Source organism: Polynucleobacter sp. MWH-P3-07-1 (genome assembly GCF_018687555.1).
Classification (GTDB): Bacteria; Pseudomonadota; Gammaproteobacteria; order Burkholderiales; family Burkholderiaceae; genus Polynucleobacter.
Genome location: NZ_CP061296.1, coordinates 945,880 through 959,396 on the forward strand (window position 1 = coordinate 945,880; position 13,517 = coordinate 959,396).

The 13,517-nt window shown below is 47.3% G+C and carries 12 protein-coding genes and 1 tRNA gene; 1 reads left to right on the forward strand and 12 read right to left on the reverse strand.

Annotated elements, in window-relative coordinates:
- Positions 1–30 precede the first annotated feature (30 nt).
- The 9 genes from bamC to ICU98_RS04960 form a co-directional block, all read right to left on the reverse strand.
- On the reverse strand, positions 31–1,167 hold the full coding sequence (gene bamC, locus ICU98_RS04920) for an outer membrane protein assembly factor BamC (protein ID WP_215350954.1): 1,137 nt from the start codon (positions 1,165–1,167) through the stop codon (positions 31–33).
- A gap of 8 nt (positions 1,168–1,175) precedes the next feature.
- Complete coding sequence (dapA, locus tag ICU98_RS04925) at positions 1,176–2,048, reverse strand: 4-hydroxy-tetrahydrodipicolinate synthase (RefSeq protein WP_215353122.1); 873 nt, start codon at positions 2,046–2,048, stop codon at positions 1,176–1,178.
- A 77-nt stretch (positions 2,049–2,125) separates the two neighbouring features.
- Positions 2,126–2,689, reverse strand: a complete 564-nt coding sequence (locus ICU98_RS04930; protein ID WP_251365301.1) for a bifunctional 2-polyprenyl-6-hydroxyphenol methylase/3-demethylubiquinol 3-O-methyltransferase UbiG — start codon at positions 2,687–2,689, stop codon at positions 2,126–2,128.
- Between the two features lie 2 nt (positions 2,690–2,691).
- Positions 2,692–3,894 carry a tryptophan--tRNA ligase gene (locus ICU98_RS04935; protein ID WP_215350957.1) on the reverse strand — a complete coding sequence of 401 codons (1,203 nt, stop codon included), beginning with the start codon at positions 3,892–3,894 and terminating at the stop codon, positions 2,692–2,694.
- A gap of 27 nt (positions 3,895–3,921) precedes the next feature.
- The gene (locus tag ICU98_RS04940) at positions 3,922–4,770 is read right to left on the reverse strand and encodes a 3',5'-nucleoside bisphosphate phosphatase (RefSeq protein ID WP_215350961.1); all 849 of its coding nucleotides are present in this window, start codon (positions 4,768–4,770) and stop codon (positions 3,922–3,924) included.
- A gap of 9 nt (positions 4,771–4,779) precedes the next feature.
- Entirely contained in the window at positions 4,780–5,883 is a 1,104-nt protein-coding gene (zapE, locus tag ICU98_RS04945; protein WP_215350964.1) for a cell division protein ZapE, read from the reverse strand.
- Positions 5,884–7,320, reverse strand: coding sequence for a dihydrolipoyl dehydrogenase (lpdA, locus tag ICU98_RS04950; RefSeq protein WP_215350967.1), 1,437 nt, complete (start codon positions 7,318–7,320; stop codon positions 5,884–5,886).
- A gap of 11 nt (positions 7,321–7,331) precedes the next feature.
- Positions 7,332–8,537 carry a 2-oxoglutarate dehydrogenase complex dihydrolipoyllysine-residue succinyltransferase gene (gene odhB, locus ICU98_RS04955; RefSeq protein ID WP_215350969.1) on the reverse strand — a complete coding sequence of 402 codons (1,206 nt, stop codon included), beginning with the start codon at positions 8,535–8,537 and terminating at the stop codon, positions 7,332–7,334.
- 40 nt (positions 8,538–8,577) lie between these two features.
- Positions 8,578–11,433, reverse strand: coding sequence for a 2-oxoglutarate dehydrogenase E1 component (locus ICU98_RS04960; RefSeq protein WP_215350972.1), 2,856 nt, complete (start codon positions 11,431–11,433; stop codon positions 8,578–8,580).
- A 269-nt stretch (positions 11,434–11,702) separates the two neighbouring features.
- Here ICU98_RS04960 and ICU98_RS04965 point away from each other — a divergent pair, with 269 nt between their 5' ends.
- Positions 11,703–12,419, forward strand: a complete 717-nt coding sequence (locus ICU98_RS04965; RefSeq protein WP_215335704.1) for an excisionase family DNA-binding protein — start codon at positions 11,703–11,705, stop codon at positions 12,417–12,419.
- Positions 12,420–12,511: 92 nt separating this feature from the next.
- Here the strand turns inward: ICU98_RS04965 and ICU98_RS04970 are convergent, their stop codons facing one another.
- The 3 genes from ICU98_RS04970 to ICU98_RS04980 form a co-directional block, all read right to left on the reverse strand.
- Complete coding sequence (locus tag ICU98_RS04970; protein WP_215350975.1) at positions 12,512–12,799, reverse strand: H-NS family nucleoid-associated regulatory protein; 288 nt, start codon at positions 12,797–12,799, stop codon at positions 12,512–12,514.
- 174 nt (positions 12,800–12,973) lie between these two features.
- The gene (locus tag ICU98_RS04975) at positions 12,974–13,396 is read right to left on the reverse strand and encodes a PaaI family thioesterase (protein WP_215350977.1); all 423 of its coding nucleotides are present in this window, start codon (positions 13,394–13,396) and stop codon (positions 12,974–12,976) included.
- Positions 13,397–13,425: 29 nt separating this feature from the next.
- Positions 13,426–13,502, reverse strand: a tRNA-Pro gene (locus ICU98_RS04980).
- Positions 13,503–13,517 lie beyond the last annotated feature (15 nt).

Genomic DNA, 13,517 nt, shown 5'->3' on the forward strand with positions numbered 1-13,517 from the left:
CGTCTGCGTTACCTTGAATTCAAGCCAAGTTCAACGACTCAACTGATCTGTTAATAAAGTTAAGAGTTGAAATCCAGCTGGGGTATTTTCTGGCTTTCCATCAGCGTCCTGCACGTATACGCTACAACTTGCATCACCAGTTGATTTAACGATCACGCGATATTTTTTCGCCTTCAAAGCAGAATCATCCTTGCTACTAAACAAGTTAGAGAAGAAGCCTTTGGTTTCAGTGGTCTCTTTTTGATTCACATAACGCACGAAATAGATTCCATTTGAGCGATCACGGTCCTCAACAGTGAAGTTGGAGCGATCTAAAGCCAAGCCAACATCACGCCAGGCACGATCGAAACTATTGCCTAGGTCAATATGCGCAGCACTCCCCTCTTGAACTAAAGTTGCTTTTGGTGTTTTGACTACTGCAGGAGACGCAATTTGAGCCTTCGCCATTTCTTGGGTCATACCCAAACGTTCCATCAAACGCTGCAAAAATACTGCCTCCAGCTCTGGATCCGTTGGGCGTGTAGTCCAGATGGTGTAAAGGCAGTCACCTGAGCTATCAGAAACGCATTTTTCAATTGCGCCTTTTTGGGTGATGTAGACCTCGGTCTCGTCGGGTTTAACAACCTCCAGGCGAGTTTTGTAGCGATCGCGCTCACCAGTATCCGAAATCGAATCCAGAGCGCTATTTAAGGCTGAACGAATCCAATCCTGCTCTACCTTGGGCCGATTCTCAGCCCAATCGGTTTCCATAATCCCTGTTGAAGGGGAATCTGTGGTCAGCAAAAAGCCATTCTCTTGCCAAAAGTCCTTAATCTGAGGATATAACTCAGCGGCAGGTTTTTCGACCACCAGCCACCGACGCTCACCATCGCGAGCGATGCGCATGCCTGGAATGCCAGTCATGACGCTGGCTCGCAACTGAGCCGTCTTCTTGGTAGCGGCAACATACTCGGACATCGTTGCCGTGCCATCCTGAACAACATAACGCCGATCAGCTTGCGCGGTAATTAAATCAGGCGGATAAGACAAATTCGGCCCACGCACTTCGCCCGAGCTCTTCTTATAGTCAACTGTATCGCTGCTTGTCACGGTCTTGCAGCCGACTAAGGCAGAAAGCATCAGCAGCGCTGCAAGAAAAAACGAAATATTACGATTCAAAAATGGCATAGCGCTCTTCATAGTAAACCGACTTGTTTCAATGCAATCTTTAATGGCTCCCGCAAAGCAAGGCTCAACGGAGTCAAAGGTAAACGAATACCGGGGCCAATCTTGCCCATCTCGTATAAAGCCCACTTCACAGGGATGGGGTTAGCTTCGATGAACATCGCCTTGTGTAATGCGAGCAATTGGTATTGCAACTCACGAGCATGGGTAAGCTCGCCAGCCATAGCAGCCTTACATAATTTGTGCATTAAACGGGGTGCAACATTCGCTGTTACTGAAATATTGCCCTTACCACCCATCAGCATTAATAGGACGGCGCTTAAATCATCACCTGAATAAACAGCAAATTGTTCTTGTCCAGCGCGCTTCAAATCTGCAATCAAAGCCATGCCCCGCTCTAGATTCCCAGTCGCGTCTTTGATACCAATCATGCCAGGCACTTGCGCCAAGCGAACAACGGTCTCGCCCGCTAAGTCTGCAACAGTGCGGCCTGGCACGTTATACAAAATCACTGGCAAATCGACAGACTCTGCAATCTTTTTAAAGTGGGCATACATGCCATCTTGAGTTGGCTTGTTATAGTAAGGCACCACCTGAAGACTGGCATCTGCACCAACCTTCTTAGCATATTGCGTTAGTTCAATAGCCTCACTAGTCGAATTACCACCCGTACCCGCAATCACTGGAATTCGGCCAGCAATGTGCTCGACGCAAACCTGAATCAATTCACAATGCTCTTCAACTGAAACGGTTGGTGACTCACCACTAGTTCCTACAATCACAATGGCATCGGTACCTTCAGCCACATGCCAGTCGAGCAAGGAACGCAAGCCTGGGAAATCAAGACTGCCATCTTCCAGCATGGGTGTAACAATAGCGACCATGCTGCCAGCAATGGGCTTTTTATTGGATGAATTTGAAGTAGTGCTGCTCACTATGTAGATGTCGTATAGATAGGTGTTTAAGCTCGAAATTGTAACGGAATGTGCCCCTGCAAAGCGCCTTTTACGGCGCAAAGCCTCTGAATCATGGCAGGTTTGGGGTAGTCAATATAGAGATCCTCATAAGCCAGAACTTTCAGACCATTCTGAGCAGAAAATGAGAGCAATTCCCCTGTTTTTAAGAGGAAATCGGGGTTGGAAGGCTTCCCAAACTCGCCGTTGCCCTGGGCAAAGGTTTCATAGAGCAAAACCCCTCCATCGGTCAGCATTTTTGGCAATTCCGCTAAGTAAGGTCGATAAAGATAATTAGTCACCACAATGGCTGAAAAAACTTTACCCGTCAGGGGCCAAATCTCACCCTCCAGATCCATGCGTGCTACTTTAAGACTGGGGTACTTTTCTTGGCTGATGGCATCGATATTTTGATCGACCGCGAGAACGGCAAATCCCGCGTTCAATAAAAAATGGGTATGCCGACCGGCGCCACAAGCTAAATCCAAAACGACACCATTTTTTGGGATAGCAGAAACGAAGCGCCTAATCCAGGGTGACGCCTCTTCAAGAGCGGTATGACTATTGCTCAAGCTTAGTCGTACGCCAATCCCATGGCTTCGCGTACTTCGCGCATAGTTTCTTGAGCAACCTTACGCGCTTTATCGGAGCCATCCGCAATAATCGAGCGCAACAAACTGGGATCATCCAAGTATTTCTGGGCACGCTCAAACATTGGCTGTTGCTCAGCCAAGATCGCATCGATCACCGGCTGTTTACATTCTAAGCAGCCAATACCAGCAGTTTTGCAGCCCTTCTCAGCCCATGCTTTAGTGGCTTCATCGGAATACACGGTATGAAATTGCCAAACAGGGCAACGGGCAGGATCGCCCGGATCGGTTCTGCGAACCCGCGCAGGATCAGTTGGCATCGTACGCATGGAACGAATGATCTCTTCCGGTTTCTCGCGAATGCTAATGGTATTGCCATAAGACTTCGACATCTTTTGACCATCAAGACCCGGCATTTTTGAGGCAGCAGTTAATAGCGCTTGTGGCTCTGGAAGAATAATTTTGCGCGCACCCTCCAAAAATCCAAATAATCTCTCACGGTCAGCCATCGATAGGCTTTGTGAATCTTGCAGAAGGGCTTGGGCTTGCTCAAGCGCACTATCATCACCACGCTCTTGATAAGCAGTTCGAAGTTCTGCATACATTTTGGCGCGTTTGCTGCCCAGCTTTTTGACTGCCTCTAAGGCTTTTTCTTCAAAGCCTGCCTCACGGCCGTAAAGGTAGTTAAAGCGACGCGCTACTTCACGCGTCATCTCTACGTGCGGTACCTGATCCTCACCAACAGGAACAAATTGGGCACGGTAGATCAGAATATCGGCAGACTGTAATAAAGGGTAGCCCAAGAAGCCATAGGTCTGCAGATCTTTTTCCTTGAGCTTTTCAATTTGATCCTTGTAGGTGGGCACTCTCTCCAACCAGCCCAATGGGGTTCCCATTGCTAGTAATAAGAATAGCTCTGCATGTTCAGGCACCTTGCTTTGAATGAAGAGCGTCGCCTGATTTGGATCAACACCCGCAGCCAACCAATCAATTACCATATCCCAAACGGACTGCTCAATCACATCTGGGGTTTCATAGTGAGTAGTGAGGGCATGCCAATCTGCAACAAAAAAGAAGCAGGGATACTCTGCTTGCAAGCGGACCCAGTTTTTTAATACGCCGTGATAGTGGCCAAGGTGCAAATTGCCCGTAGGGCGCATGCCAGAGAGAACGCGTTCAGCAAACATGGTGATCTTTATTGATATCGTGAATGATTAGTGAAATACCGACCATACCGGTGTTAGATTACTCGGTAATAATGGTAAAGAGCCCAGATCCATATGGCTCTCACCTGGGTCATGAAAATCTGAACCCCGTGATGCCATGAAACCATATTTCTGGGCAATCTTGCCGTAGGTTTGATACTGGTCTGGAGTATGACTTCCGGTGATGACTTCGATCCCGACTCCGCCAAAATCTTTAAAGCGCTCATAGAGTTGATCCATTTGCATGGCTGTAAAGTCATAGCGGCCTGGGTGCGCTATCACTGCCACACCGCCCGCTTGCTTAATCCATGACACAGTATCTTCAAGGTTAGCCCATTGATGAGGCACAAAGCCTGGCTTACCCTCCACGAGATAATTCTGAAAAACAGTTTCGGTATTGCGACAGATGCCCTGCCCTACCAAAAACCGAGCGAAGTGCGTACGTGAAATCAAATCGTGATTACCTGCAAAATGCAAGGCACCTTCATATGCACCTGCAATGCCAACTTGGGATAAGGCATCTGCAATTTGCTGAGCGCGTTTGCCGCGACCATCACGGGTTTCGCGCAAGCCCTCTACCAAAACGGGATTTTTTGCATCGATACCAAGGCCAACAATATGAATGGTTTGCCCCATCCACGTAACCGAAATCTCAACCCCGCCAACATAGTCCATACCAATCGCCTGAGCCGCAGCGCGAGCCCGCTCTTGACCGCCTAACTCATCATGATCGGTTAAGGACCAGAGGCGCACACCATTAGCATAAGCGCGTTGAGCCAAATCTTCTGGGGTCAAAGTGCCATCTGAGATGACAGAGTGACAATGAAGATCAGCGTTAAGGTCAGATATGTGGGACATCAGTCTATTTTAGGTCAAGGCGCTCGAATGCACTCGTCGTGGCGCATCTAAATAGTCCCTAGACTGCATCTCAAGCAATCTAGAGACCGTTCTTGAGAATTCAGCGGTAATTTGACCCTCGGTATAAAGCTCTGCTGGAGGTACAGCTGCTGAAATAATTAGCTTATTTTTATTGTCATATAGAACGTCAACCAGCCAAATAAAACGACGGGCTTCATTCGTTAAACGCGGTGGCATATAAGGTACGCCAGAGAGAATCACGGTATGAAACTGCTTGGCAAGCTCTAAATAATCGTTTTGAGAACGCGGCCCACAGCAGAGCGTTTGAAAATCAAACCACACCACACCATCACCCATATGCAATGGCAGTAATTCACGGGATTCAATATAGAGAACCGGATTTGGATCTTCAGCTTGATTGCCGATCAAGGCATAAAACATGTTGAGAAGCTTCAGATCAGTTTGCGAATCAATGGGTGTCAAGTAGGCCTCAACTTGCTCCATTTGTACCCGGCGATAATCGTTACCTGCATCGACATTCAAAATATCCAATTTATCTTCTAGCAGACGAATGGCGGGCAGTAGACGATCACGGTGCAAGCCATCGGGATAGAGCTGATCGGGTCGGTAATTCGAAGTCATGACAAACTGAACGCGATCCTCAAATAACGCTTTTAGCAATCGATACAGAATCATGGCATCAGCAATATCGTTGATGTGAAACTCATCAAAACAGATCAAGCGATAGCGCTTAGAGATTCTTTTGGCTAACTCATCCAGTGGATCAGAGAGACCAGATAACTCATGCAATTCACGATGAACTTCTCGCATGAATTCATGAAAATGAATCCGAATCTTTTTTTCTAAAGGGGATGCCGCATAGAAGCAGTCCATCAAAAAGGATTTACCTCGACCAACGCCACCCCACAAGTAGATGCCGCGAGGTAAAGCAGGTCTAAACAGTTTCTTTTTGAGTTGATTACTACGAACCTGCTTATAGTCTACCCACTGATCCTCGCAGGCTTGCAAACGCTCGATTGCACGCAGCTGCGCGGGATCAGTGTGATACCCGCGCGCTTTTAACTCTTGCTGGTAATACTCGATCGCTTTCAATTACATATTTAAGGCGCGTTGATCTGCCGCAAGTGCCGCCTCACGAACCACCTCAGACAAGCTAGGGTGTGGATGGCATATCCGAGCAATATCTTCCGCTGCAGCCTTAAACTCCATGGCGACTGCCGCCTCAGCAATTAAATCCGATGCATTAGGGCCAATGATATGAACGCCCAAGATTTCATCAGTCTTGGCATCGGCCAACACTTTCACAAAACCATCAGAGCGCCCCATGCCTAATGCGCGACCATTGGCAGCAAATGGGAACTGACCTGCTTTATAGGCACGGCCCTCGTCTTTGAGTTGCTGTTCGTTCTTACCAACCCAAGCGATCTCAGGATCGGTATAAATGACCCATGGAATGCAGTTGTAATCAATATGGGGTTTTTGACCAGCTATGATCTCAGCAACCAAAACGCCCTCATCTTCGGCTTTATGAGCCAGCATTGGGCCGCGCACAACATCTCCAACCGCATATACGCCTGGCGCCGAAGTCGCACAAGTATGATCATCAATCGGAATGAAACCACGCTCATCAACCTTCAGGCCGATTTTATCTAGGCCCAACTGATCAGTATTAGGTACGCGTCCAACGGAAACAATTAAACGGTCACAATCCAGCTTTTGCGCTTTACCAGTGTTATCGGCATACTGAATCGATACACCCTTCTTATCAGCCTTCACTTCACCAATCTTCACGCCGGTCTGAATATTTAAACCTTGCTTCGCAAATAACTTCTGGGCTTCTTTGGCGATACCAGGGTCGCATGCGCCTAAGAAAGTTGGCATGGCTTCGAGGATGGTGACCTCAGCACCTAAGCGGCGCCAAACTGAGCCTAACTCAAGGCCAATCACGCCAGCACCAATCACGCCCAATTTCTTGGGAGCGACATCAAACTTGAGAGCGCCTTCGTTATCACAGATCAGTTTGTTATCAACAACGATGCCTGGCAAATGACGGGCTTTAGAACCCGTAGCAATGATCACATGCTTTGCAGTAAAAGTTTCTTGTTCCTTGCCATCAATTTTGACTTGATAGCCATCGGTGCTCTTGCCTTCAAATGAGGCATGGCCTTTTAACAAAGTAATCTTGTTCTTCTTGAACAGATACTGAATACCACCAGTCATCTTGGTCACGATCTCATCTTTACGAGAAATCATTTTCTTGGTATCCATACTGACAGAGCCAACCTGAATGCCGTGATCCGCCGCATGGAGCTCGATCTTCTCAAACTCTTCCGATGAAGCAAGCAATGCCTTGGAAGGAATACAGCCGACATTCAAACAAGTACCGCCTAAACGAGGCTCGCCCTTGGGGTCGTCATAGGCATTGGATTCAGCACAAGCAACATTAAAGCCCAACTGCGCCGCACGAATGGCTGCAATGTATCCACCAGGACCGCCACCAATGACGAGGACATCAAATGATTTACTCATAGAGTCCTCGCTTACAGATCAAGTAAAAGACGTGAAGGATCTTCTAAAGCTTCCTTCATGGCGACTAAGCCAAGTACTGCCTCGCGACCGTCAATAATGCGATGGTCATAAGAGAGCGCCAAGTAGTTAATTGGACGAATCACAATTTGGCCATCCTCAACAACAGCACGATCTTTCGTCGCATGAATCCCCAAAATCGCGGATTGAGGAGGATTAATGATTGGCGTTGAAAGCATTGAACCAAACACACCACCATTGGAGATCGAGAAAGTACCACCAGTAAGCTCTTCGATCGTCAATTTACCTTCGCGTGCTTTAGCACCAAACTCAGCGATCTTCTTCTCAATATCAGCCAGATTCATTTGATCGACATCACGCAAAATCGGCACAACCAAACCTCGTGGCGAGCTCACTGCGATACCAATATCAAAGTAACCGTGATACACAATATCATTGCCATCTACTGAAGCGTTCAATAAGGGGAACTTCTTCAAAGCATGTGTAGCGGCCTTCACGAAAAAGGACATGAAGCCCAATTTCACACCATGGGTCTTTTCAAAAATGTCCTTGTATTTATTGCGCATGGCAATCACCGGCGCCATATTGACTTCATTGAAGGTCGTCAAAATAGCGTTGTTGGCTTGGGACTCGAGTAAGCGCTCCGCAATACGGGCGCGCAAACGGGTCATGGGAACACGCTCTTCAGGACGATCACCCAAAGGAATCGACACTGCTGGCAAAGGGGCTACGCTAGATTTAGCGCCACCAGATACGGCATTAAGAACATCACCCTTAGTAATTCGGCCATCACGACCAGAGCCTGCCACTTGGGCTGCACTCACGTTGTTCTCAGCCATTAACTTGGCTGCAGAAGGTGCTGCCGCGGGAGCAGTAGATGCAGGGACGCTGGATGCGGCAGGCTTCGCAGCTGGTGCAGCAGCTTTTGCTGCCGCGGCTGGAGAAGCACTTGCTACTGCAGTGCTATCAATCTTGCCGATCAATTGCTCGGCAACGACTGTGCCACCATCGCCAACCAAAACTTCCGTCAGCACTCCAGCAGACGGAGCAGGAACTTCTAGTACGACCTTATCGGTTTCAATTTCGATCAAGATTTCATCTTGCGCGACTGCTTCGCCGACTTTCTTTTTCCATTGCAAAAGGGTTGCTTCGGCAACGGACTCAGAGAGTTGGGGGACTTTCACTTCAAATATGGCCATGATGATTCCTAGAAAATATGGGTTGAGATTATGTGGACGATTACTTCGTAATCACATAACCTTTAAGTTTGGCAAATGCTGCATTGATTAATGACTTCTGTTGTTCTTGGTGGAGATGTGCATAACCCACTGCAGGTGAAGCAGAGGCAGGACGTCCGGCATAAGCCAACTTCATACCCTCAGTCATATTCTCCAAAATATTGTGCTGAACAAAGAACCAGGCTCCTTGGTTTTGAGGCTCATCTTGACACCACACCACCTCTGCAAGATTGGGATACTTCTTCAATTCTGCTGTCAGCGCTTTATGTGGGAATGGATAGAGTTGCTCGAGGCGAATAATCGCCACATCACCAATTTTCTTGTCAGTACGCTCTTTAGCCAAGTCATAGTAAACCTTGCCTGAACACATTAAAAGACGCGTCACCTTCTGGGGATCAATACTCTCATCACGTTCGGAGAGAATTGTATGGAACTTGCCTTTTGTAAATTCAATCAGTGGTGAAGAGGCTTCTTTATTCCGCAAGAGCGACTTCGGTGTCATCAATATCAACGGTTTGCGGAACTGACGAATCATCTGACGACGCAAAACATGGAAAATCTGCGCTGCAGTCGTTGGCTGAATCACCTGCATATTGGTATCAGCACACAATTGCATAAAACGCTCAAGACGGGCAGATGAATGCTCAGGGCCTTGACCTTCATAACCATGGGGCAACATCATCACCAAGCCATTGGCACGACCCCACTTCACTTCACCTGAAGCGATAAATTGATCGATCACAACCTGAGCACCATTGGCAAAGTCGCCAAACTGCGCTTCCCAGATGGTTAGAGTATTGGGTTCTGCAGAAGCAAAGCCGTATTCAAATCCAAGCACAGCCTCTTCCGACAGAATGGAATCAATCACAATAAAGGGGGCTTGATCTTTGGTGACATGCTGTAGGGGAACATAAGTTCCGGTATCCCACTTCTCGCGGTTTTGGTTATGCAATACAGCGTGACGGTGCGTGAAGGTACCGCGACCACTATCTTCACCCGATAAGCGCACTGGATAACCGCTCGCTACCAATGAGGCAAAGGCCATGTGTTCGCCCATACCCCAGTCCACATTCACTTCGCCACGACCCATAGCAGCGCGGTCATTCAGCACCTTCTCCACCAAGGGATGTACTTTGAAATCATTTGGCATTGCAGAGATCTTCTCCGCCAAACGCTTCCACTCAGCCAGCGGAATGGCAGTATCAGCTTCGTCAGTCCATTTCTTATTTAGAAATGGTGACCAGTCCACGGCATATTTGCCAACAAAATTACTCAAGACTGGATCTGAGGTTTGCTTACCCTCATCCATCGCAGCACGATACTCTTTGACCATGAGGTCACCGGTACCCGCTGTAAGAACACCCTGCGCTTCTAACTTGTCTGCATACAACTTGCGGGTGCCAGGATGAGCGCCAATAATTTTGTACATCAAAGGCTGAGTCATCGCAGGCGAATCTTGCTCGTTATGACCCAGTTTGCGGAAGCAAACAATATCAATCGCTACATCTTTGTGGAACTGAGTGCGGAAGTCTAAAGCCAACTTGGTCGCTAGTACTACTGCTTCAGGATCATCGCCATTGACGTGCAATACCGGGGCATCGATCACTTTCATGATGTCGGTGCAATAGAGGCTTGAGCGCAAATCACGCGGATCAGAGGTGGTAAAGCCAATCTGGTTATTGATCACAATATGCACTGTGCCGCCCGTGGAATAACCACGTACTTCAGACATCGCGAGCGTCTCTTGCACTACGCCCTGACCGGCTACCGCAGCGTCACCATGCACCAATACAGGCAACACCTGCTTGCCTAGCATGTCGCCACGACGCTCCATACGGGCCCGCGCAGAACCCTCAACCACAGGATTGACGATTTCTAAATGGGAAGGATTGAATGCCAAAGACAAGTGGACGGGACCACTTGGTGTGGAGATGTCGCTGGAGAAACCTTGGTGATACTTCACATCGCCAGCAGGTAGATTTTCTGGGCCAGTATGCTCAAACTCAGCAAACAAATCTTTTGGCATCTTACCCAGTACGTTCACCAAGACATTCAAGCGGCCACGATGCGCCATACCAATCACAATCTCTTGCACGCCCTCTGCACCAGACTGACGAATCAATTGATCCATACATGGGATGAAGCTGTCTCCACCTTCTAGTGAAAACCGTTTTTGCCCGACATATTTTGCCGAGAGATAGCGCTCCAAACCTTCTGCAGCAGTTAAGCGGTCTAAGATTTGGCGCTTCTCATCCACATTAAATTGGGGAGCCGAACGAATGGATTCCAACTGCTCTTGCCACCACTTCTTGATCTTTTGGTCAGCGATGAACATGAACTCAACACCAATGGTGCCGCAGTAGGTTTCCCGCAAAGCCTGCAATAAATTACGCAAAGTCATTTCGGACTTGCCGAAGAAAGTATTGCTGGTATTGAAGACGATATCCATATCGCCATCGGTAAAGCCATAAAACGCTGGGTCTAATTCAGGAATATCTGGACGCTCAGAGCGTTTTAAAGGATCGAGGTCTGCCCAACGATTGCCCACATTGCGATAGGCGGCAATGAGCTGTTGAACTGCGACACGCTTGCGACCCATCTCGGAGTCGGCAGAATCGGAAACCGTTCTAATCGGGCCTTGTTTGGCGCGCTCGGCAAAAGAAGCCACGATAGGAGCATGAGCAATATCCTTCATGGATGAGCCATCAACGGCTGGCACTTGCTTCACGCTGTCGAAATAATTTCGCCAATGATCCTCGACTGAGCCAGGATCTAGCAAATAGGATTCATAGAGTTCTTCTACATAGGGGGCATTCCCCCCGAAGAGATACGAGTTATCTCTTTGGTCCTGCATCATGATGCTCACCTTTCATCGGGTTTCCCGAATAAAAACTGTGGTTATAACCTCTCGTTTTCTGGCTTCACCAGTCCACGAATTGATCTATGCAAATACGTTTACTACTGCGTTAATTTAACACGGATAACCCGTCAATTACTAAGGCTTTTCCCTATTTCTGGCTCGTGAATCAGAACTTTCCTACTCAGTATTCAGGAATGGATGACAGATTCAAATGAAATTGATTTTTATTCTTTAAATCTCCAATTCACACCTTAAATGAAGGAAATATGAAAGAAATCACACCAGGAATGGAATACCTCAGCACCCGTCAGAGCGCAAAAGTCCTCCAAGTCTCCCTAGGAACGGTCCAAAAAATGGTGGAATTAGGCGAGTTAATTGCCTGGAAGACCCGCGGAGGTCATCGTCGCATTCTGGCCAGTTCCTTGGAACAGCAATTGCAACGACGGAAACGGGCAATGCGACAAAAATCCACTCAAAAGTGCATTGCTATGGGGATTTTTAGGCGAACTGAGAACAGCTTGGAGCTTTTAGAAGCACTCCAGACCTGGCAACTCAAAGTTGAAATGGAAATTGCTATCGACAGCTTGGAGGGATTGATGAAATCCGTCTCGCTAGCACCCGATCTCATCTTTCTAGATGCGCTGATACCGCCGGTTGAACAAGTTCATTTAATTCACTATTTAAGTAAAAGCAAAGATACCCAACATACCCCGATCTTAGTCGATGAGGGATTTATCAAACTTCACCCTGGGGTTGTGAGCTTGGCAGAAGAAAATACCGGTGTTAGGGCAGCATTGCACCCTAAAGATACCCAAGATATCCAAAAAGAACTGGAGAGAGGGCTGATTGAGCAAAATCCCTTAATCATCCCCTATCCAGCGACAAATGGGGATCTGGATAATACTTTTACTAATAAATCGAGACTAGAAAACCTAGAAACGGTATTTATTGAAGCTTTAGCGAGAAAATGCCTTAGTTCTTAATTGGCTTTAATAAGCAAAAAGCCATCAACCTTGGGGGTGATGGCTTTTTAAAACATTGCACTAGAAATAAATAGTGCTAATAATTCAATAACTTAGATCAAAAAGCTAGAGCGATCTCTACCTTCGATCCACTTGGGGGCTTTGCCTCTACCAGTCCAGGTTTCACCGTTAGCAGGGTTGCGATACTTTGGGGCCACCTTGCCACCACTGCGGGTACCAGAACCTGCTTTACGACTGAATAGATCCGCTGCACTCAACTGATATTGATCAATAATCGCTTTTGCCTTGGCAATGCCATCTGCTTTTTCATGGGCAATCGCCTCTTTAATCTGTTTATCTAATTGCTCGCGCTGAGCTAATAACTCTTTATATGATGGCATATTTTTGGCTTGCTAGATAATGAATGAAAGCAAGATTATAAGCTAATTATCTGGATAATCAATTATTCGCTATTTAGCGATTAAAACTGTATAAATTATGTGGTTTTATATTACTAATATTTATTATTAATATTATAGATATTAATAAGTCAATTTAGGCCTTTAATCTCAAGTTTACTTAGCCCTGAGCATAAAACTGCCGCTACTTTTTGCTGTGATTTCTCCAGCAGCATTGATCACAACTGCCTCGCAATACTGAATGGATTTGCCGGACTTGAGTACCTTACCTTCCACCAATAACTTGCCGCGACTAGGGCGCAAGAAACTGGTGGTCATATCCACGGTGGTAGCGCCAAGAGGATGATTAAAGGTACTCCTAGCAGCGGCAGACATAGCGAAATCCAAAATAGCCATGATTACCCCACCCTGTGCGACCTGAAAACTATTGAGGTGCTCAGGCTTGAGATCTAAGCTAATGAGCGCCTTACCCTCTTTGGCATATTCTGGAACTACGCCTAAGTGAGCCAGAAATGGAATCTCCAAGCCAAAATAATCAACTGAAGGAATGGAGACTGGTGAGGGTTGTGTGGAGTTCATATCTATGGGTAAGGATCGGTCTTGAATAATGGTCGGGGCGAGAGGATTTGAACCTCCGACCACTTGCACCCCATGCAAGTACGCTACCAGGCTGCGCTACGCCCCGACGAAAGTCAAAATT